Here is a 20,885-nt window from a genome sequence, read left to right as displayed (position 1 = left end):
AACGGAACAGGCTTCAGTGAAATAGCGAATATCCTGGGTTCAAAACCCGGAACGATCTTCACTATGTTAAGGGATACTGGCGGCATAAAACCCCATGAGCGTAAGCGGGCTGTAGCTCACCTGACACTGTCTGAGCGCGAGGAGATACGAGCTGGTTTGTCAGCCAAAATGAGCATTCGTGCGATAGCTACTGCGCTGAATCGCAGTCCTTCGACGATCTCACGTGAAGTTCAGCGTAATCGGGGCAGACGCTATTACAAAGCTGTTGATGCTAATAACCGAGCCAACAGAATGGCGAAAAGGCCAAAACCGTGCTTACTGGATCAAAATTTACCATTGCGAAAGCTTGTTCTGGAAAAGCTGGAGATGAAATGGTCTCCAGAGCAAATATCAGGATGGTTAAGGCGAACAAAACCACGTCAAAAAACGCTGCGAATATCACCTGAGACAATTTATAAAACGCTGTACTTTCGTAGCCGTGAAGCGCTACACCACCTGAATATACAGCATCTGCGACGGTCGCATAGCCTTCGCCATGGCAGGCGTCATACCCGCAAAGGCGAAAGAGGTACGATTAACATAGTGAACGGAACACCAATTCACGAACGTTCCCGAAATATCGATAACAGACGCTCTCTGGGGCATTGGGAGGGCGATTTAGTCTCAGGTACAAAAAACTCTCATATAGCCACACTTGTAGACCGAAAATCACGTTATACGATCATCCTTAGACTCAGGGGCAAAGATTCTGTCTCAGTAAATCAGGCTCTTACCGACAAATTCCTGAGTTTACCGTCAGAACTCAGAAAATCACTGACATGGGACAGAGGAATGGAACTGGCCAGACATCTAGAATTTACTGTCAGCACCGGCGTTAAAGTTTACTTCTGCGATCCTCAGAGTCCTTGGCAGCGGGGAACAAATGAGAACACAAATGGGCTAATTCGGCAGTACTTTCCTAAAAAGACATGTCTTGCCCAATATACTCAACATGAACTAGATCTGGTTGCTGCTCAGCTAAACAACAGACCGAGAAAGACACTGAAGTTCAAAACACCGAAAGAGATAATTGAAAGGGGTGTTGCATTGACAGATTGAATCTACAACCGCGCTCTTGATGTCAGACTCCCTGAACAATTCTCGTTAATCGGGAAACTCAGAGCGCAGTATCCTGTGGTCACACTCTGCCACGTGTTCGGGGTTCATCGCAGTAGCTACAAATACTGGGAGAAAAGCGCCGAAAAGCCAGACGGCTGGCGAGCTGTGTTACGCAGCCAGGTTCGGGAGCTGCATAACATCAGCCATGGCTCTGCTGGCGCAAGAAGTATCGCCATTATGGCAACCCTGAGAGGCTTCAGAATGGGACGCTGGCTTGCTGGCAGGCTCATGAAAGAACTGGGGCTGGTGAGTTGTCAGCAGCCTACCCACCGGTATAAACGTGTTGGTCATGAACACATCGCTATCCCGAATCGCCTTGAGCGACAGTTCGCAGTGACAGAACCTAACCAGGTGTGGTGCGGCGATGTGACGTACAGTGTGCCCGGAGTTCAGGGCGGGCATGGATGCTTAAATGAACCGCGAGTCTGTCTGGAATATTGAACCGGTAACTCACGATGAGAAACCCAACAATCCCACCGGGTGTGACGGTGGAGAACCTGAGCGGCAGTGACCTGCGGCATGCCCGCAGGGTGATGTAACCCGCTGACAACGGGGATTGAGGCGAGATCACTAAGCCGAGATGATCCTCAAGGTTAAGTACTGAAAGGCTGAAGAACATGAACCCGTTAATCCGCCTCTGTGGGTTGAAAACGTCACCACGGCCTACGTGATCTGACAGGCCGTGCAGGAGGAACTGGCAGTGATACGTAAGCACTGCCGGTCGAAGGTGTTTTGACATGTATGCGAAACACCGGGGCAGCAGCGTCTATCACGCTTGCGTTGCTGACTTCTGCCAACTTGCGGCAAGCAAGGATAAAGAGTGCGACGGGCAGCCTCCTCAGTATGCCTGAGTCCAGGCAGGTAAACCGGGGAAGGTCAGCGACGGATGTTAAGGGGGCATGGCTCCGATGACGCGCTGGCTGGCGGAGCTTCCGTAGTAGTCCGCGATGGGGAAAGCCCATTACATGGCGAAGGGAAGCAGTTTGAATGTGTTTGCGACGTGAATTAACTGACCTAACGAGGTGAAGACCTTTGATAATCAGCGAAATGCAACGCAAGCTTGCCACATGGGCAGCCACCGATCCGTCCCTACGGATTCAACGGCTGCTGCGTCTGATAACACAACCAGAATGGCTGGCTGAAGCGGCGCGGATCACGCTTTCATCAAAGGGGGCCCATACCCCCGGCGTTGATGGCGTGAACAAAACAATGCTACAGGCCAGACTGGCTGTTGAGCTGCAAATCCTCAGGGATGAATTACTCTCAGGCCACTACCAGCCCTTGCCCGCCAGACGGGTTTACATCCCTAAAAGCAACGGCAAACTGCGACCACTGGGTATCCCCGCGTTGCGGGATCGTATTGTTCAGCGGGCCATGCTGATGGCGATGGAGCCGATATGGGAGAGTGATTTTCATACGCTCTCATATGGCTTCCGGCCTGAGCGCAGTGTCCACCACGCGATCCGCACGGTGAAATTACAGCTCACAGACTGTGGTGAAACCCGGGGACGCTGGGTGATTGAAGGCGACCTGTCCAGTTACTTCGACACCGTACATCATCGACTGCTGATGAAGGCTGTACGCCGCAGGATCAGTGACGCACGTTTCATGACTCTGCTGTGGAAAACCATCAAGGCGGGACATATCGATGTCGGTCTCTTTCGGGCGGCCAGTGAAGGTGTACCACAGGGCGGTGTTATATCGCCGCTATTATCGAACATCATGCTGAATGAGTTCGATCAATACCTGCATGAGCGCTACCTGAGCGGGAAAGCCAGAAAAGATCGGTGGTACTGGAATAACAGTATCCAACGGGGCCGAAGTACGGCGGTCAGAGAAAACTGGCAGTGGAAACCCGCGGTGGCGTACTGCCGCTATGCCGATGATTTTGTCCTCATCGTCAAAGGCACCAAAGCACAGGCGGAAGCCATCAGGGAGGAGTGTCGGGGTGTGCTCGAAGGCAGTCTGAAACTCAGGCTGAACATGGATAAGACTAAAATCACCCATGTTAATGACGGCTTTATCTTTCTGGGGCACAGGATCATTCGCAAACGCAGTCGTTATGGCGAGATGCGAGTGGTCTCAACGATCCCGCAGGAGAAAGCCAGAAACTTCGCCGCATCGCTGACAGCACTGTTATCAGGCAACTACAGTGAAAGCAAAGTCGATATGGCTGAACAACTCAACCGAAAACTGAAAGGCTGGGCCATGTTCTATCAGTTCGTTGATTTTAAGGCCAAAGTCTTCAGTTATATCGACCGTGTCGTGTTCTGGAAGCTGGCTCACTGGCTGGCCCGCAAATACCGTACAGGTATCGCTTCCCTGATGAGGTGGTGGTGTAAATCACCGAAACCGGGTCAGAGCAAAACGTGGGTTTTATTTGGTAAAACCAATCACGGCAAGCTCAGCGGCGAAATACTGTACCGGTTGGTGGGGCAAGGCAAGAAGCTGTTCCGCTGGCGGCTACCCGAAGGTAATCCCTATCTGAGGACGGAGACCAGAAACACGTATACATCGCGCTTTACAGAAGTGGCAATGGCGTTCGCCAGCATTTAAATGGAGAGCCGGATGCGCTGAAAGGTGCACGTCCGGTTCGGGGAGGAGAGGCAGGGAAATAGTCCGACTACGCCCTGCCTCTTACTCTACTCTGGACAGGCAAGCGTTGGGCTTACCTTGCAGTTGTTCTCGATCTGTTCGCAAGGAAACCAGTGGGCTGGGCAATGTCATTCTCGCCGGATAGCAAGCTGACCATCAGAGCGCTGGAAATGGCGTGGGAAGCTCGCGGTAAACCAGCCGGAGTGATGTTCCACAGTGACCAGGGTAGCCACTATACAAGCAGGCAGTTCCGGCAGTTACTGTGGCGTTGCCAGATCAGGCAGAGTATGAGCCGACGTGGAAACTGTTGGGACACTCATTCTAATATACTTTCAAATACCGGATCGGACTGACCCGTGCTGGGATTGGCTCGAATGCCTTTGTGTTGACCTGTCGTCCGATTCTGGTATTTCCCGGGCATAGCCGGGCCCAGCGTTTGTGACCTGATAGGAGCTTTGTGCTGCATCTTGAGTGTCCTGTCCTGCGATGGGGATGGTTGTGCTACTGATATCTGGGGGGTAAACCATGCAAAACAATTTTCAATCTCCTGAAAGCGTGATCCTGGGTGTCGATACACACCTTGATATTCATGTCGGTGCTGTTATCAGTCAGGCGGGTAAGCTGCTTGGTACTCGCATTATTCAAACAAATCAAATTGGCTATCAGGAGCTATTTGATTGGGCTAAATCTTTTGGAGTTCTCGAACGAGCAGGTATTGAAGGAACCGGAACTTATGGTGCTGCATTAACACGTTTTCTTATTAAAAATAGTATTTATGTTGTTGAAGTTAACCGACCAGACCGCTCAAAACGCCGCCTTGAAGGAAAGTCAGATCCACTGGATGCAGAGAATGCAGCCCGCACCGTACTTTCGGGGAGCAGCAAAGCCATACCCAAAATGCAATCCGGCGCGTGTGAAGCTCTCCGGATAATTAGCGTTGCCCGACGTAGCGCTGTAAAAGCCCGTACTCAGGCGATTAACCAGCTTCGTTCGCTGCTGGTTAGTGCACCGCAGGATGTCCGCGACAAACTCTGGAAATCGAAACCACACGAGTGCGTAGCTGCCTGTATTAACTGCGAAGTATCAGAGTACTCTCCACTGCGTATAGCTCTGTACAGCACGCTTAGAAGCCTTGCGAAACGATGGGGGGCACTGACTGAAGAGTTGAATGAACTGGACGAATCGCTGGATAAACTGACCCGTAAATATGCCAGTAACCTTCGTAGCCAGTTTGGCGTAGGGCCACAGACGGCAGCCACACTGCTGGCAGTTGCAGGTGATAATCCCGAACGTTTAAAAAATGAAGCAGCACTGGCATCGCTTTGTGGCGTAAATCCGCTGCCAGCATCATCAGGAAAAACAGTCAGGCACAGATTAAATCGAGGTGGCTCACGTGAAGCAAACAATGCCCTGTGGACAATAGCCCTTGTGCGTATGCGAAGTGATCCGCGGACAAGAATCTATGTCGACAGACGAACTGGTGAAGGGCTATCGACCAAAGAGATCCTGAGATGTCTAAAACGCTACATCGTCCGTGAACTCTACCCATTGATTTTATCAGATCTCACATATGCCAATCGCCCGCTCTTGACATAGGAGCGTCAACAGCCCGATGGAACGCTTCTTCCGTAGTCTGAAAAACGAGTGGGTGCCAGTGACAGGTTATATAAACTTTAGCGATGCTGCTCATGCGATCACAGACTATATCGTCGGGTATTACAGCTCGCTAAGGCCGCATGACTATAACGGTGGGTTGCCCCCAAACGAATCGGAAAACCGATACTGGAAAAACTCTAAAGCCGTGGCCTGTTTTAGTTGACCACTACAGTTTTTGCTTTCTGGGCAGGTTGTTATGCCTGATGGCGCTGCGCTTATCAGGCCTACAGGGATGGCTGGAACGGGTTTTGTAGGCCGGATAAGGTGTTTACACCGCCATCCGGCAGACGTTTTACCTGTCGCGTTACGCTTGGTTTAACACGATTCTGGCGTTTATTTTCTCTTCATCTACTCTTTATTTGACTTTTATTTATGCGCTGAACGTCTTTTATTTGAGGGAATGCGTTGTGGGATATTTCCGTTTTTGTGATGGCTAGCACAAAACGCTGCGCGATACGTTTTTATCGAGAATAATAGAACGCAATCGATCACCATCACAAAATTACGCGCTAATAAAGTGTACAAAATTAGTGTTAATATAATGTTGAATATGATAATTATTTGTATCGTATAGATTGAATTTTAATAAACGCAATGTTTCTTTACAAACAAATATGGCGAAAAAATGTGATGCATGGCGTTATTTAATTACCACAAACGGTAAAATATAATTATATTTGATAAATTACTCATTAAATTTAAGTGTCATTCTGCCCGATAATTGCGCTGTAATTGATTGAAATATAGCCTTTCCTGGTTTTTAGAAATAACAGATAAAATGGCGATGTTATAGCCATAAAAAATCGTTATCCCCCCATCTTTTTTTGATTAAAGTCAGGGTAAAGTGAGATTGGTATTTAATATCTATCTGATTAATAAAGGATTTCAATTTTCATAATAGTCTTACAAAATGTAAGTCAAGGGGATTTGTGAGGGGTAGCACATATCCTTGTTTGCTTAATTTGATACACTTCCTGCCGTCAACAAAGTAATTAACGCAGGTCGATATGAATACTATTACACTCCCTAAAACACAGCACTTAGTGGTCTTTCAGGAAGTCATTAGAAGCGGTTCTATCGGCTCAGCTGCAAAAGAATTAGGTTTAACTCAACCCGCTGTCAGTAAAATCATCAACGATGTTGAGGCTTATTTTGGTATTGAGTTAGTTGTGCGTAAAAATACTGGTGTGACATTGACTCAGGCAGGTCAGGTGATGCTCTCATGGTCTGAATCAATTACCCGTGAAATGAAAAACATGGTTGATGAGATGAACAGCATGACGAGCAATGCGGTCGTTGATGTGTCGTTTGGTTTTCCTTCACTGATTGCCTTCACCATCATGTCCGGCATGATTAAAAAATTCAAAGAGGTATTCCCGAAAGCACAGGTTTCTATGTATGAAGCTCAGCTCTCCTCGTTCTTACCGGCAATCCGTGACGGGCGTCTGGATTTTGCCATCGGTACGCTGAGCGATGAGATGAAACTGCACGATCTGCATGTGGAGCCGCTCTTTGAGTCAGACTTTATCCTGGTTGCCAGCAAGTCCCGAACATGCACCGGCATCACCTCGCTGAGCGCGTTGAAAAACGAACAGTGGGTGTTGCCACAAACGAATATGGGGTACTACAGCGAACTTCTTACCACGTTACAGAATAATGGCATCAGCAGTGAAAACATCGTTAATACTGACTCCGTCGTCACCATTTATAATCTTGTTCTCAATGCTGATTTCTTAACAGTAATTCCCTGCGATATGACCACACCGTTTGGCTCAAACCAGTTTATTACTATCCCGGTACAAGAAACTTTACCCGTCGCGCGTTACGCCGCCGTGTGGTCGAAAAATTATCGAATTAAAAAAGCAGCATCTATTTTGGTGGAATTAGCCAAAGAGTATTCATCATATAATTGTCGGAGACGAAGGCAATTAATTGAAATTGATTAAAGATTGAAATTGTTTTAACAAAAAATAAACGCCATCTGTCTATATCTGACAATGGTCACGGCTATCTATTTACTTTAATACCCTAGTAAGAGGTTCTAATGCACATTACATACGATCTCCCAGTTGCAATTGAAGATATCCTCGAAGCGAAAAAAAGACTGGCGGGGAAAATTTATAAAACGGGAATGCCTCGCTCTAACTATTTTAGTGAACGTTGCAAAGGGGAAATTTTCCTCAAGTTTGAAAACATGCAGCGTACCGGTTCATTTAAAATCCGTGGCGCTTTTAACAAGCTCAGTTCCTTAACAGAAGCAGAAAGAATGAAGGGCGTGGTGGCTTGCTCTGCAGGTAACCATGCGCAAGGGGTTTCTCTCTCCTGCGCTATGCTCGGTATCGACGGCAAAGTGGTGATGCCGAAAGGCGCACCGAAGTCTAAAGTAGCGGCAACCTGCGATTATTCCGCGGAAGTTGTGCTGCATGGCGACAACTTCAACGACACCATCGCTAAGGTTAGCGAGATTGTGGAAACGGAAGGCCGTATCTTTATTCCACCATATGATGACCCGAAAGTTATTGCTGGTCAGGGCACTATTGGTCTGGAAATTCTGGAAGATCTGTACGATGTCGATAACGTGATTGTGCCAATTGGCGGTGGTGGACTGATTGCGGGTATTGCGGTGGCAATTAAATCTATTAACCCGACCATTAAAATTATTGGCGTGCAGTCTGAAAACGTTCACGGCATGGCGGCTTCTTTCCACGCTGGAGAAATAACCACGCACCGAACGACCGGCACCCTGGCAGATGGTTGTGACGTCTCTCGCCCGGGTACTTTAACGTATGAAATCGTTCGTGAGTTGGTGGATGACATTGTCCTGGTCAGCGAAGATGAAATTCGCAACAGCATGGTGGCATTAATTCAGCGAAATAAAGTTGTAACTGAAGGTGCCGGTGCGCTGGCATGCGCAGCATTATTAAGCGGGAAATTAGATAGCTATATCCAGAACAGAAAAACAGTCAGCATTATTTCTGGCGGTAATATCGACCTTTCTCGTGTATCTCAAATTACTGGTTTAGTTGACGCTTAATATACTTCGTTGAGGATAGGATATGAGTACTACTGATAGCATTGTATCCAGCCAGACAAAACAGTCGTCCTGGCGCAAATCGGACACCACCTGGACACTGGGTTTATTTGGTACAGCCATCGGCGCTGGGGTGCTGTTCTTCCCTATCCGCGCAGGTTTTGGCGGACTGATCCCCATTCTGATCATGCTGGTGTTAGCATACCCCATCGCGTTCTATTGCCACCGTGCGCTGGCACGCCTGTGTCTTTCCGGTTCTAATCCTTCCGGTAACATCACAGAAACGGTTGAAGAGCACTTTGGTAAAACGGGCGGCGTGGTTATCACGTTCCTCTACTTCTTTGCGATTTGTCCGCTGCTGTGGATTTATGGCGTCACCATTACCAACACCTTTATGACCTTCTGGGAAAACCAGCTGCAAATGCCAGCATTGAACCGTGGCTTCGTGGCGCTGTTCCTGTTGCTGCTGATGGCATTCGTCATCTGGTTTGGTAAAGATCTGATGGTTAAAGTGATGAGCTACCTGGTATGGCCGTTCATTGCCAGCCTGGTGCTTATCTCTCTGTCACTGATTCCTTACTGGAACTCTGCGGTTATCGATCAGGTTGATATCAGCAATATCGCTCTGACTGGCCATGACGGCATCCTGGTTACCGTATGGCTGGGTATTTCCATCATGGTGTTCTCTTTCAACTTCTCGCCAATCGTTTCTTCCTTCGTGGTCTCTAAACGCGAAGAGTATGAGAAAGATTTCGGTCGCGAATTTACCGAGCAGAAATGTTCTAAAATCATCTCCCGCGCCAGTATGCTGATGGTTGCGGTGGTAATGTTCTTCGCCTTTAGCTGCCTGTTCACGCTGTCTCCGGCAAACATGGCGGATGCGAAAGCGCAGAACATTCCAGTACTGTCTTATCTGGCGAACCACTTCGCTTCACTGTCCGGGACGAAGTCCACCTTCGCGACCGTTCTGGAATACGGTGCTTCTATTATCGCCCTGGTTGCTATCTTCAAATCGTTCTTCGGCCACTACCTGGGTACGCTGGAAGGTCTGAACGGTCTGGTGCTGAAGTTTGGTTACAAAGGCGATAAGACCAAAGTTTCCGCCGGCAAACTGAACACCATCAGCATGATCTTCATCATGGGCTCCACCTGGGTTGTGGCTTACGCCAACCCGAACATCCTGGACCTTATTGAAGCAATGGGCGCGCCGATTATTGCCTCTCTGCTCTGCCTGCTGCCGATGTATGCCATCCGTAAAGCGCCATCACTGGCGAAATACCGTGGCCGTCTGGATAACGTGTTTGTTACCGTGATTGGTCTGCTGACCATCCTGAACATTGTCTACAAACTGTTTTAATCCTTAAGCTCAGGATGAGCGGAGTAGTGAAATGAATGAGTTTCCGGTAGTACTGGTTATTAACTGTGGTTCGTCTTCCATTAAATTCTCAGTGCTGGATGCAGCTAACTGTGAAGTTTTAATGGCGGGAATCGCGGACGGTATTAACTCTGAAAATGCGTTCATAGCAATTAATGGAGGAGAGCCAGCTAAGCTGGCTCACCACAGCTACGAAGACGCATTAAAAGCAATTGCCGTTGAACTAGAGAAACGTAATTTAATGGACAGCGTGGCCTTAATTGGCCACCGCATTGCACACGGCGGAAATATCTTTACCGAATCAGCAATTATTACTGACGAAGTTATTGATAATATCCGCCGGGTATCGCCGCTAGCACCGTTACATAATTATGCGAACCTGAGTGGGATCGAATCTGCTCAGCACCTTTTCCCAGGCGTACAGCAGGTTGCGGTATTTGATACAAGCTTCCACCAGACGATGGCCCCTGAAGCCTATTTGTACGGTTTACCGTGGAAATATTTCGAAGAGTTGGGCGTTCGTCGTTACGGCTTCCACGGCACGTCGCATCGCTATGTTTCTCAGCAAGCGCATGACCTTCTCGACCTGCAGAGTGATGACTCGGGTCTGGTTGTGGCTCACCTGGGGAACGGTGCGTCAATCTGTGCGGTGCGTAACGGGCAGAGCGTTGATACCTCAATGGGCATGACGCCGCTGGAAGGGTTGATGATGGGGACACGCAGCGGCGACGTCGATTTCGGCGCGATGGCGTGGATTGCCAGCGAAACCAACCAGACGCTGAGCGACCTTGAGCGCGTAGTGAATAAAGAGTCCGGTTTACTGGGTATTTCCGGTTTGTCTTCTGACTTACGTACGTTAGAAAAAGCCTGGCACGAGGGACATGAGCGTGCGCAGCTGGCGATTAAAACGTTTGTGCATCGTATCGCGCGTCATATCGCCGGGCATGCCGCATCGTTGCATCGTCTTGATGGGATTATTTTCACTGGTGGAATAGGTGAGAACTCGGTATTAATTCGTCGTCTGGTTATTGAGCACCTTGCCGTTTTAGGCGTGAATATCGACAACGAAATGAATAGTCTGCCAAATTCCCATGGTGAAAGAATTATCTCAAATAAAGATGCTCGTGTTATTTGTGCGGTTATTCCCACAAATGAAGAGAAAATGATTGCACGTGATGCCATTGCGTTAGGCAAAATTAATACTCCAGTAGCATTTGCATAATTAATTTTCAGCAGAGAGATTATTTTTCATGAAGGTAAATATCGATACCAGCGATATGCTGTATGCCGAAGCCTGGAATGGCTTTAAAGGTACGGACTGGAAAGAAGAAATTAATGTCCGTGATTTTATTCAGCACAACTATACGCCTTATGAAGGGGATGAATCTTTCCTCGCCGAAGCAACGCCTGCGACCACTGCATTGTGGGAAAAAGTGATGGCGGGCATCCGTATTGAAAACTCGACGCACGCGCCGGTTGATTTCGATACTAATATTGCTACCACGATAACCGCGCATGATGCGGGTTATATTGAACAAGAACTGGAAAAAATCGTTGGTCTGCAAACGGATAAGCCGCTCAAGCGCGCTCTGCATCCGTTTGGTGGCATCAACATGATCAAAAGCTCTTTTGATGCTTATGGTCGTGAGATGGATGCTGATTTTGAATACCAGTTTACTGAACTGCGTAAAACCCATAACCAGGGCGTATTCGACGCCTACTCTCCGGATATGCTGCGCTGCCGTAAATCCGGCGTGCTGACCGGTCTGCCGGACGGCTATGGTCGTGGCCGTATCATCGGTGACTATCGCCGCGTGGCGCTGTACGGTATTCGCTACCTGGTGCGCGAGCGTGAACTGCAGTTTGCCGATCTCCAGTCGAACCTGGAGTGGGGCCAGAATCTTGAAGCCACGATTCGTCTGCGTGAAGAGCTGTCTGAGCACCGTCGCGCTCTGCTGCAAATGCAGGAAATGGCTGCGAAGTATGGCTGCGATATCTCCCGCCCGGCGCGTAATGCGCAAGAAGCGGTGCAGTGGGTGTACTTTGCTTACCTGGCTGCGGTGAAATCGCAGAACGGCGGCGCGATGTCGCTGGGCCGTACCGCATCGTTCCTCGACATCTACATTGAGCGCGATTTCAAAGCAGGGATTTTAAACGAGCAGCAGGCGCAGGAGCTGATCGACCACTTCATTATGAAGATCCGTATGGTGCGCTTCCTGCGTACGCCGGAATTCGACACCCTGTTCTCAGGCGACCCTATCTGGGCGACCGAAGTTATCGGTGGTATGGGGCTTGATGGCCGCACGCTGGTGACGAAGAACTCGTTCCGCTATCTGCATACGCTGCACACCATGGGCCCGGCACCAGAGCCGAACCTGACGGTGCTGTGGTCTGAACAGCTACCAATCGCCTTTAAAAAGTATGCTGCCCAGGTGTCGATCATTACCTCGTCTTTACAGTACGAAAACGACGATTTGATGCGTGCCGACTTTGACAGCGATGACTATGCCATTGCCTGCTGCGTCAGCCCGATGGTTATCGGCAAACAAATGCAGTTCTTCGGGGCGCGTGCCAACCTCGCTAAAACGTTACTGTACGCAATCAACGGCGGCGTGGATGAGAAGCTGAAAATCCAGGTCGGGCCGAAAACGGCACCACTGATGGATGACGTGCTGGACTACGACACGGTGATGGAGAGCCTGGACCACTTTATGGATTGGCTGGCCGTGCAGTACATCAGCGCGCTGAACATCATCCACTACATGCACGACAAGTACAGCTACGAAGCATCGCTGATGGCGCTGCACGATCGTGATGTCTATCGCACGATGGCCTGTGGTATGGCGGGTCTGTCCGTGGCGGCGGATTCTCTGTCGGCTATCAAATATGCTCGCGTGAAACCGATTCGCGATGAAAACGGTCTGGCGATTGATTTTGAAATCGAAGGAGACTATCCGCAATACGGCAACAACGACGAGCGCGTAGACAGTATTGCCTGCGACCTGGTCGAACGCTTTATGAAGAAAATTAAAGTGTTGCCAACCTACCGTAACGCGGTGCCGACGCAGTCCATTCTGACCATCACCTCCAACGTGGTGTACGGACAGAAAACTGGTAAAACGCCAGACGGACGTCGCGCGGGTACGCCGTTTGCGCCAGGGGCAAACCCGATGCACGGCCGCGATCGTAAAGGTGCGGTGGCGTCGTTAACCTCGGTCGCCAAACTACCGTTCACCTATGCCAAAGACGGTATTTCGTACACCTTCTCCATTGTACCGGCAGCGCTGGGCAAAGAGGATGGAGTGCGTAAAACCAACCTGGTCGGTCTGCTGGACGGTTACTTCCACCATGAAGCGCATGTGGAAGGTGGGCAGCATCTGAACGTTAACGTTATGAACCGTGAAATGTTGATGGATGCCATTGAGCACCCGGAAAACTATCCGAACCTGACGATCCGCGTGTCTGGCTATGCGGTGCGCTTCAACGCGCTGACCCGTGAACAGCAGCAGGATGTTATTTCACGTACTTTCACCCAGGCGCTCTGACGCCGGAGGGACTATGAGAAAAGTTATTGCAACCGAATGTGCGCCAGGGGCTATCGGGCCTTACGTACAGGGTGTGGATCTGGGCAGCATGGTGTTGACGTCAGGTCAAATCCCGGTGTGTCCACAGACCGGTGAAGTGGCTGAAAACGTATCCGATCAGGCGCGTCAAAGCCTGGAAAACGTGAAAGCGATTGTCGAGTCTGCAGGTTTGAAAGTGAGCGATATCGTCAAGACCACCGTTTTCGTTTCCGACCTGAACGACTTCGCCACCATCAATCAGGTGTACCAGCAGTTCTTTGATGAGCATAAGGCAATCTACCCTACGCGCAGCTGCGTGCAGGTCGCCCGCTTACCCAAGGATGTGAAGCTGGAGATTGAAGCCATCGCCGTACGTGGCGACACGCTGTAATCCCTTGCGGGGCGATCTCAGGATCGCCCCGATCCTTAATGAGTGTGAAACCTGGTCTTCACTGAACGGCAATCCGAGGGTGTGGATATGATTAGCGCATTCGATATTTTCAAGATTGGCATTGGACCTTCCAGCTCCCATACCGTGGGGCCAATGAACGCAGGTAAAAGCTTTATCGATCTGTTGGTCAGCAGCGGGGAACTCCCCAAAGCTACGCATATTGTGGTCGATCTTTATGGATCGCTTTCCTTGACCGGAAAAGGTCATGCGACAGATGTCGCCATCATGATGGGACTGGCCGGTAACAGTCCACAAAATGTTAATATAGATTCTATCGCTGGTTTTACTCAGGAAGTGGCCCGTACCGGACGTTTACCGGTTGCAGAGGGCACGCATGTTGTCGATTTTTCCCCAGACGAAAATATTCTCTTTCATACCGAAACGCTGCCGCGCCATGAAAATGGCATGCGTATCACCGCGTGGAACGGCACCGAGACACTATTAAGCAAAACCTATTACTCCGTCGGCGGTGGTTTTATCGTTGAAGAGGAGCAATTTGGTCAGGCGCATGATGTTGAAGCACACGTACCCTACAATTTTCATTCCGCCAGCGAACTGCTGAAACTGTGCGAGCGCAACGGGCTGTCTGTTTCCGGCCTGATGATGCAAAACGAACTGGCGATGCGCAGCAAAGAAGAAATCGATGCTGGCTTTGCTGCCATTTGGGACGTTATGCACGCTGGAATTGAGCGCGGCATGAACACCGAAGGCGTTCTGCCGGGTCCACTGAACGTCCCGCGCCGCGCCGTGGCATTACGTCGGTTGCTGGTTTCCAGCGATAACCTGTCCAGCGACCCGATGAACGTTATCGACTGGATCAACATGTTTGCGCTGGCCGTGAGCGAAGAAAACGCCGCCGGATGCCGGGTTGTGACGGCACCGACCAATGGAGCATGTGGGATTATCCCTGCTGTCCTGGCCTATTACGACAAGTTCCGCCGCCCGGTGAATGCAAACTCCATTGCCCGCTACTTATTGGCCGCTGGGGCGATAGGCGCGCTGTATAAGATGAATGCCTCTATTTCTGGTGCCGAAGTGGGTTGCCAGGGGGAAATTGGCGTCGCTTGTTCAATGGCAGCAGCCGGGCTGACCGAGTTGCTCGGCGGTAGCCCGTCTCAGGTGTGTATTGCGGCGGAAATCGCCATGGAGCATAACCTGGGACTGACCTGCGATCCGGTCGCCGGACAGGTACAAATACCGTGTATTGAGCGCAATGCGATCAACGCGGTAAAAGCCGTCAACGCCGCGCGTATGGCGCTACGTCGAACATCTGAGCCACGCGTTTCGCTCGATAAAGTGATCGAGACCATGTATGAAACGGGCAAAGATATGAACGACAAATACCGTGAAACGTCACGTGGTGGTCTGGCTATCAAAGTGATTTGCACTTAACTAAATTTGTGTTTATTTCTCCTTTGGGCGCACTTGAGTGCGCCCTTTTTTTGTTGTGATCCGCTTCAAAAAGGGAGATTAATCCCATTTTGTAAATATAAAATAGAAAAATTTTATTAAACATTATGAAATGAGTGGGTATTTATGTGAAGTTTTTCTCTGACCCTCGGCGTATGATTTCTCCATTCTAACGAACTCGCCTGCACGACTCGTACCGCGTATCGCATTGATGCGGAACGGAAAAATAATAAAACCTTACCCTACATTTTGAGCGAGATTTTTATGGAAACGGCAACGAATAACAGCGTAATACTCGACGCATCTGCTCCGGCGCGTCGGGCGGGGATGACCGAAAGTGAATGGCGTGAAGCCATTAAATTCGACAGCATGGACACTGGCTGGGTCATTATGAGTATCGGTATGGCAATTGGCGCGGGGATTGTTTTTCTTCCCGTCCAGGTAGGATTGATGGGGCTGTGGGTGTTCTTACTCTCTTCTATCATCGGCTATCCAGCCATGTATTTGTTCCAGCGCCTGTTTATCAACACGCTGGCTGAGTCCCCAGAGTGTAAAGACTACCCGAGCGTGATCAGCGGCTATCTGGGTAAGAACTGGGGCATCCTGTTAGGTGCGTTGTATTTTGTGATGCTGGTTATCTGGATGTTTGTCTATTCCACCGCCATCACCAACGATAGCGCCTCTTATCTGCACACGTTTGGCGTTACTGAAGGTTTACTGTCCGACAGCCCGTTCTATGGCCTGGTGCTGATTTGCATCCTGGTGGCCATCTCGTCACGCGGGGAAAAACTGCTGTTTAAAATCTCCACCGGCATGGTGCTGACCAAGCTGCTGGTAGTGGCAGCGCTTGGCGTATCGATGGTTGGGATGTGGCATTTGTATAACGTAGGTTTACTGCCGCCGATGGCGCTGCTGATCAAAAACGCGATCATAACGTTGCCATTTACGCTGACCTCAATTCTGTTTATTCAGACATTAAGCCCGATGGTTATCTCGTATCGTTCTCGCAATAAATCCATTGAAGTGGCGCGCCATAAAGCCCTGCGAGCGATGAATATCGCGTTCGGCATTCTGTTCGTGACCGTCTTTTTCTACGCCGTTTCCTTCACGTTGGCGATGGGCCATGACGAAGCGGTTAAAGCTTATGAGCAGAATATTTCCGCTCTGGCGATTGCCGCGCAGTTTATCAGCGGTGCGGGTGCTGGTTGGGTGAAAATCGTCAGCGTAGTTTTGAACATCTTTGCCGTTATGACCGCTTTCTTCGGCGTCTACTTAGGTTTCCGTGAAGCGACTCAGGGGATCGTAATGAACGTGCTGCGCCGCAAAATGCCAGCCGAGAAAATCAACGAAACCCTGGTTCAGCGCGGCATTATGATTTTTGCCATCCTGCTGGCCTGGAGTGCAATTGTGCTCAATGCGCCGGTACTGAGCTTCACCTCTATTTGTAGTCCTATCTTCGGCATGGTGGGTTGTCTGATCCCGGCCTGGCTGGTCTACAAAGTTCCTTCACTGCACAAATACAAAGGCGCTTCCCTGTATCTGATTATTATCACGGGCCTGCTGCTGTGCGTTTCTCCGTTCCTGGCATTTTCCTGAGTTATCTGAGCAAAGGTTGTTGTTATGTTTGAGACTACATTGAATCCATTATGGGATAGTTTTATCCGCGCGGTACAGGAAGAGGTTAAGCCTGCGCTGGGTTGTACGGAACCTATCTCTCTGGCGCTGGCGGCAGCGGTCGCATCCTCTGAGCTGGACGGCGCGGTTGAACGTATTGATGCGTGGGTCTCACCGAACCTGATGAAAAACGGCATGGGCGTTACCGTGCCGGGTACTGGAATGGTCGGGTTACCTGTCGCGGCGGTGCTGGGTGCGCTGGGGGGAAATGCCCGTGCTGGTTTAGAGGTACTGAAAGATGCGTCGCCCCAAGCAATCGCTGATGCGAAAGCGATGTTGAGCGCTGGCAAGGTTGCGGTGATGCTGCAGGAACCTTGCGAGGATATCCTCTTTTCCCGCGCGAAAGTTTACAGCGCTGAAGGATGGGCGTGCGTGACGATTGTGGGCGGTCATACCAACATAGTCCACATCGAGACCAATAAGGGTGTAGTGTTCACCACAGAACAGAATGCTCAGGAAGAGGAGCTGGAGTCGCCGCTGGCGGTATTGTCTCACACATCGCTGGAAGAGATTCTGGCGTTCGTGAACGCGGTACCGTTTGAGTCGATCCGCTTTATCCTCGACGCGGCAAAGCTGAACGGTGCGCTGTCTCAGGAAGGGCTGCGCGGTAACTGGGGCTTGCACATCGGAACCACGCTTGAGAAGCAGTGCGCGCGTGGCCTGCTGGCGAACGATCTCTCCACCTCTATTTTGATCCGTACCAGTGCGGCATCGGATGCGCGAATGGGCGGGGCGACGCTGCCGGCCATGAGCAACTCCGGATCCGGCAATCAGGGTATTACCGCGACTGTTCCGGTCATGGTGGTGGCCGAGCACTTTGGCGCGGATGAGGAGAAACTGGCGCGGGCGCTGATGTTGTCTCACCTGAGCGCTATTTACATCCATCATCAGCTTCCGCGTTTGTCTGCGCTATGCGCGGCAACCACGGCGGCGATGGGCGCAGCAGCGGGGATGGCATGGATCGTGGATGGCCGCTACAACACCATCGCGATGGCGATCAGCAGCATGATTGGCGACGTGAGCGGAATGATTTGCGATGGCGCTTCAAACAGCTGCGCGATGAAAGTCTCAACCAGCGCATCTGCGGCGTGGAAAGCGGTGCTGATGGCACTGGATGATACTGCCGTAACCGGAAACGAAGGGATTGTGGCGCATAACGTGGAACAATCTATCGCTAACCTGTGTGCGCTGGCGTGTCGGTCGATGCAGGAAACCGACAAGCAGATCATTGAGATCATGGCCAGTAAGGCGCATTAATCTCCAGGTCGGGTAAGGCGTTGCCGCCACCCGGCATAAGTCTAAGCCGCCTTTTCAGGCGGCTTCTTCGTCTTCCAGCCGTAGCTCGGCATCGGCCACAATCGCTTCCAGCTCTGTCAGCATTTCTTCATAGCCGAAGGCAACTGTTTCCCGTTTTTTCAGCTCAACCTGCGGCTGGCGTTTTTTTGATGATTTCTTGCTCAATAGTCGTACTCCATTGTTTTCCCTGACTATACGGGCAAATCTATCAGCAAAGCGCGCAGCGGGGTATCGGCGACTAACGTTATGTTAGTTTCGTCACGAATAAATGCCCCATCGCCACAGGTGAGCGCTTCTTTTTCGGCGCCAGCCGTCACCGCATGGAATCTGCCGTGAATCGACTGTAAATAAGCGCGTGGCCCATGTAACTGAAAACTCAGCGATTCACCTTGCTGCAGTTCAACGTGGTGCACCCATACCTGTTGACGCAGATGCAGGCTGCCTTGTTCACCGTCCGGCGAGGCCAGCAGCTGATGCTTACCGGTACCCAGCGTGGCTTTCTGTACGCAGGCGTTTTCACGCTGCGGGCAGGCGTCCAGCCAGAGCTGCATCCGCGTTAACGGTTTGTCTTTGCTGATATTGTGTTCGCTATAGCTAATCCCGGGCTGTGTCGCGAGCAGTAAAACTTCGCCTGCTTTGGCCTTGATATGGTTGCCTTCGCTGTCTCGGTACTCTGCTTCCCCTTCAAGGATCAGATTGACGATATCCACCTTCGGATAGGTCCGCGGCTGGAAAGAGGCCCCCGGTGCCAGAACTTCCTGGTTCAGAACACGCAGCGAGGCATAACCCAGCAGTTTAGGATCAAAATAGTGTCCAAAGGAGAAGGTATAACGGGCCTGCAGCCAGCCGTAGTCTGCTTGCCCGCATTGTTTGGCTGTACGGGTAGTAATCATAGTTCTTGACCTCTCTTTACTTCCTTTTATGTTAAATGGCTAGACGCTGCATTGTTAGCCAGATATTCTGCCCGGTATGTTCAAATTTCCTGAATGAGAACGAGATGGCTAAAGAAAGGGCTTTAACGCTTGAGGCGTTACGCGTCATGGACGCAATAGACAGGCGCGGCAGCTTTGCCGCCGCCGCAGACGAACTGGGGCGCGTGCCTTCCGCACTTAGCTATACCATGCAGAAGCTGGAGGAAGAGCTGGACGTAGTGCTGTTTGACCGTTCAGGCCACCGCACAAAATTCACTAACGTCGGGCGTATGCTGCTGGAGCGTGGGCGCGTACTGCTGGAAGCTGCGGATAAACTGACTACCGATGCCGAAGCGCTGGCTCGCGGATGGGAAACGCATTTGACTATCGTTACCGAAGCACTGGTGCCAACGGCGGCGTTTTTCCCGCTGATCGACAGACTGGCCGGGAAGGCCAATACCCAGCTTTCCGTTATTACCGAAGTTCTGGCCGGGGCGTGGGAGCGTCTTGAGCAGGGGCGGGCGGATATCGTGATTGCGCCGGATATGCATTTTCGCTCATCTTCCGAAATCAACTCGCGCAAGCTGTACTCGCTGATGAACGTGTATGTGGCGGCACCGGATCATCCTATCCACCAGGAGCCGGAACCGTTATCGGAAGTCACCCGTGTGAAATACCGTGGGATCGCTGTGGCGGATACCGCACGTGAACGTCCGGTGCTGACCGTTCAACTGCTGGATAAACAGCCGCGTCTGACGGTGAGTACGATAGAAGATAAACGTCAGGCGCTGTTGGCCGGATTGGGCGTAGCGACAATGCCGTACCCGCTGGTGGAAGAGGATATTGCAGCTGGTCGACTGCGGGTCGTTAGTCCGGAATCGACAAGCGAGATAGATATTATTATGGCCTGGCGTCGTGACAGCATGGGCGAGGCGAAATCCTGGTGTCTGCGAGAAATTCCCAAGCTGTTTGCGGGTAAATAAGAAATACGCCCCTCCAACGGAAGGGGCGTATTTAAATTCAGGACAACTGTTTGGGGTCAGCGCCGAAGCGGTTACTCCCCGGAGTGCCGTTTTGACAGTTGAAAATGATGATCACCAACCAGCCGACGATCGGGATCAGCAGCACCAGCAGCCACCAGGCTGAACGATCCGTGTCATGTAAACGCCGAAACTGTACCGCCCACCACGGGATAAAGACCAGAACCCCGTAAATCGTCGTTAATATGCCTTCTCCTCCGGCGCGTTCCCAGCCAAGCATTCTGTCCAGAATGCCCAGCACGAACGTGAAGATGATGTTGACCAGCACAAACATCCAGTATTCTTTACGACGCGCGCGACCACCAAAACCAAAGTAATTCTTTAATACGTTTAAATACCAATCCATTTTTGCCTCGTTCTGCGTTCAATTACTTGTTTTTAAAGCAATCAAATTAAGAATAGCTGCGAATGGAATGCTGGTAAATATTTGTGTTGTTAATTATTTGGCCTCCAAACGGGCAATGCCGATCAGTTAAGCATGTATGGTGAACATGTGATTCTTGCTCAGGGTTCCGTTCACCTCATGTGCGTTGCTTCTCTGATATCTTTATACCCGTGAACGGGCAAGGGAGGCTCACCGCCGCCTCCCTTGCAACCCAGGCTCCCGGCGGGAAAATCGTCGCTGCGCGATGTATTCGTCTTATTCCGTCTGCCTGTCGGGTCGGGGCCGAGCCTGCGTCCATGCAGGCCGTCCCCTCTGCCCGCATGGATGCGGGTTCAGGGCG

General features: G+C 50.8%; 16 protein-coding genes and 3 pseudogenes. 16 read left to right on the top strand and 3 right to left on the bottom strand.

Annotated elements, in window-relative coordinates:
- The 15 genes and pseudogenes from OGV85_RS13240 to OGV85_RS13170 form a co-directional block, all read left to right on the top strand.
- Positions 1–1,098: IS30-like element IS30 family transposase (locus tag OGV85_RS13240; RefSeq protein WP_074526864.1), on the top strand; the 1,098-nt coding region annotated here is incomplete at its 5' end.
- A 9-nt stretch (positions 1,099–1,107) separates the two neighbouring features.
- Positions 1,108–1,533: pseudogene (locus tag OGV85_RS13235) on the top strand (transposase domain-containing protein); the annotation flags it as partial.
- A gap of 672 nt (positions 1,534–2,205) precedes the next feature.
- Positions 2,206–3,714, top strand: coding sequence for a group II intron reverse transcriptase/maturase (ltrA, locus tag OGV85_RS13230; protein WP_001189111.1), 1,509 nt, complete (start codon positions 2,206–2,208; stop codon positions 3,712–3,714).
- 80 nt (positions 3,715–3,794) lie between these two features.
- Positions 3,795–4,067, top strand: a pseudogene (locus tag OGV85_RS13225) (DDE-type integrase/transposase/recombinase); the annotation flags it as partial.
- A 211-nt stretch (positions 4,068–4,278) separates the two neighbouring features.
- The gene (locus OGV85_RS13220) at positions 4,279–5,349 is read left to right on the top strand and encodes an IS110 family RNA-guided transposase (RefSeq protein ID WP_001180633.1); all 1,071 of its coding nucleotides are present in this window, start codon (positions 4,279–4,281) and stop codon (positions 5,347–5,349) included.
- Positions 5,350–5,356: 7 nt separating this feature from the next.
- Positions 5,357–5,572 (top strand): annotated as a pseudogene (locus OGV85_RS13215) (integrase core domain-containing protein); the annotation flags it as partial.
- Positions 5,573–6,416: 844 nt separating this feature from the next.
- On the top strand, positions 6,417–7,355 hold the full coding sequence (gene tdcA, locus OGV85_RS13210) for a transcriptional regulator TdcA (RefSeq protein ID WP_003024882.1): 939 nt from the start codon (positions 6,417–6,419) through the stop codon (positions 7,353–7,355).
- Between the two features lie 98 nt (positions 7,356–7,453).
- On the top strand, positions 7,454–8,443 hold the full coding sequence (gene tdcB, locus OGV85_RS13205; protein ID WP_003024877.1) for a bifunctional threonine ammonia-lyase/L-serine ammonia-lyase TdcB: 990 nt from the start codon (positions 7,454–7,456) through the stop codon (positions 8,441–8,443).
- 22 nt (positions 8,444–8,465) lie between these two features.
- The gene (gene tdcC / locus OGV85_RS13200; protein ID WP_003024875.1) at positions 8,466–9,797 is read left to right on the top strand and encodes a threonine/serine transporter TdcC; all 1,332 of its coding nucleotides are present in this window, start codon (positions 8,466–8,468) and stop codon (positions 9,795–9,797) included.
- A 31-nt stretch (positions 9,798–9,828) separates the two neighbouring features.
- Complete coding sequence (gene tdcD, locus OGV85_RS13195) at positions 9,829–11,037, top strand: propionate kinase (protein ID WP_048218689.1); 1,209 nt, start codon at positions 9,829–9,831, stop codon at positions 11,035–11,037.
- A gap of 28 nt (positions 11,038–11,065) precedes the next feature.
- Positions 11,066–13,360 carry a formate C-acetyltransferase gene (pflB, locus tag OGV85_RS13190; protein ID WP_286553642.1) on the top strand — a complete coding sequence of 765 codons (2,295 nt, stop codon included), beginning with the start codon at positions 11,066–11,068 and terminating at the stop codon, positions 13,358–13,360.
- Between the two features lie 13 nt (positions 13,361–13,373).
- A complete protein-coding gene (locus tag OGV85_RS13185) occupies positions 13,374–13,769 on the top strand; it encodes an enamine/imine deaminase (RefSeq protein WP_003024870.1) in 396 nt (131 codons plus the stop codon).
- Positions 13,770–13,856: 87 nt separating this feature from the next.
- Positions 13,857–15,221: an L-serine ammonia-lyase gene (gene tdcG / locus OGV85_RS13180; RefSeq protein WP_003024868.1), complete on the top strand. Its 1,365-nt coding sequence runs from the start codon at positions 13,857–13,859 to the stop codon at positions 15,219–15,221.
- 282 nt (positions 15,222–15,503) lie between these two features.
- Positions 15,504–16,835 carry an SLC5/6 family protein gene (locus OGV85_RS13175; RefSeq protein ID WP_016151027.1) on the top strand — a complete coding sequence of 444 codons (1,332 nt, stop codon included), beginning with the start codon at positions 15,504–15,506 and terminating at the stop codon, positions 16,833–16,835.
- A gap of 24 nt (positions 16,836–16,859) precedes the next feature.
- Positions 16,860–18,170 (top strand): L-cysteine desulfidase family protein, encoded by a 1,311-nt coding sequence (locus OGV85_RS13170; RefSeq protein WP_286553639.1) that lies wholly within the window; start codon positions 16,860–16,862, stop codon positions 18,168–18,170.
- A 54-nt stretch (positions 18,171–18,224) separates the two neighbouring features.
- On the opposite strand, the gene OGV85_RS13165 is transcribed toward OGV85_RS13170, so the two are convergent.
- Both OGV85_RS13165 and OGV85_RS13160 read right to left on the bottom strand, forming a co-directional pair.
- Positions 18,225–18,374 carry a protein YhaL gene (locus OGV85_RS13165; RefSeq protein ID WP_164919136.1) on the bottom strand — a complete coding sequence of 50 codons (150 nt, stop codon included), beginning with the start codon at positions 18,372–18,374 and terminating at the stop codon, positions 18,225–18,227.
- A gap of 26 nt (positions 18,375–18,400) precedes the next feature.
- The gene (locus tag OGV85_RS13160) at positions 18,401–19,102 is read right to left on the bottom strand and encodes a pirin family protein (protein WP_044700960.1); all 702 of its coding nucleotides are present in this window, start codon (positions 19,100–19,102) and stop codon (positions 18,401–18,403) included.
- A 104-nt stretch (positions 19,103–19,206) separates the two neighbouring features.
- On the opposite strand from OGV85_RS13160, the gene yhaJ reads away from it, so the two are divergent.
- Positions 19,207–20,103 (top strand): DNA-binding transcriptional regulator YhaJ, encoded by an 897-nt coding sequence (gene yhaJ / locus OGV85_RS13155; RefSeq protein ID WP_003024855.1) that lies wholly within the window; start codon positions 19,207–19,209, stop codon positions 20,101–20,103.
- A gap of 37 nt (positions 20,104–20,140) precedes the next feature.
- On the opposite strand, the gene OGV85_RS13150 is transcribed toward yhaJ, so the two are convergent.
- On the bottom strand, positions 20,141–20,506 hold the full coding sequence (locus tag OGV85_RS13150) for a DUF805 domain-containing protein (RefSeq protein WP_003024853.1): 366 nt from the start codon (positions 20,504–20,506) through the stop codon (positions 20,141–20,143).
- Between the last annotated feature and the right edge of the window lie 379 nt (positions 20,507–20,885).

The organism is Citrobacter sp. Cf132 (assembly GCF_030333885.1).
GTDB lineage: Bacteria > Pseudomonadota > Gammaproteobacteria > Enterobacterales > Enterobacteriaceae > Citrobacter > Citrobacter freundii.
This window is presented reverse-complemented; position numbering and strand designations above follow the sequence as displayed.

What these genes read in the sequence shown, in the direction of transcription:
- ltrA (WP_001189111.1), top strand. Translation starts at nt 2,206, where the DNA reads ATGCAACGCAAGCTTGCCACATGGGCAGCCACCGATCCGTCCCTACGG.
- OGV85_RS13220 (WP_001180633.1), top strand. Translation starts at nt 4,279, where the DNA reads ATGCAAAACAATTTTCAATCTCCTGAAAGCGTGATCCTGGGTGTCGAT.
- tdcA (WP_003024882.1), top strand. Translation starts at nt 6,417, where the DNA reads ATGAATACTATTACACTCCCTAAAACACAGCACTTAGTGGTCTTTCAG.
- tdcB (WP_003024877.1), top strand. Translation starts at nt 7,454, where the DNA reads ATGCACATTACATACGATCTCCCAGTTGCAATTGAAGATATCCTCGAA.
- tdcC (WP_003024875.1), top strand. Translation starts at nt 8,466, where the DNA reads ATGAGTACTACTGATAGCATTGTATCCAGCCAGACAAAACAGTCGTCC.
- tdcD (WP_048218689.1), top strand. Translation starts at nt 9,829, where the DNA reads ATGAATGAGTTTCCGGTAGTACTGGTTATTAACTGTGGTTCGTCTTCC.
- pflB (WP_286553642.1), top strand. Translation starts at nt 11,066, where the DNA reads ATGAAGGTAAATATCGATACCAGCGATATGCTGTATGCCGAAGCCTGG.
- OGV85_RS13185 (WP_003024870.1), top strand. Translation starts at nt 13,374, where the DNA reads ATGAGAAAAGTTATTGCAACCGAATGTGCGCCAGGGGCTATCGGGCCT.
- tdcG (WP_003024868.1), top strand. Translation starts at nt 13,857, where the DNA reads ATGATTAGCGCATTCGATATTTTCAAGATTGGCATTGGACCTTCCAGC.
- OGV85_RS13175 (WP_016151027.1), top strand. Translation starts at nt 15,504, where the DNA reads ATGGAAACGGCAACGAATAACAGCGTAATACTCGACGCATCTGCTCCG.
- OGV85_RS13170 (WP_286553639.1), top strand. Translation starts at nt 16,860, where the DNA reads ATGTTTGAGACTACATTGAATCCATTATGGGATAGTTTTATCCGCGCG.
- OGV85_RS13160 (WP_044700960.1), bottom strand. Translation starts at nt 19,102, where the DNA reads ATGATTACTACCCGTACAGCCAAACAATGCGGGCAAGCAGACTACGGC.
- yhaJ (WP_003024855.1), top strand. Translation starts at nt 19,207, where the DNA reads ATGGCTAAAGAAAGGGCTTTAACGCTTGAGGCGTTACGCGTCATGGAC.
- OGV85_RS13150 (WP_003024853.1), bottom strand. Translation starts at nt 20,506, where the DNA reads ATGGATTGGTATTTAAACGTATTAAAGAATTACTTTGGTTTTGGTGGT.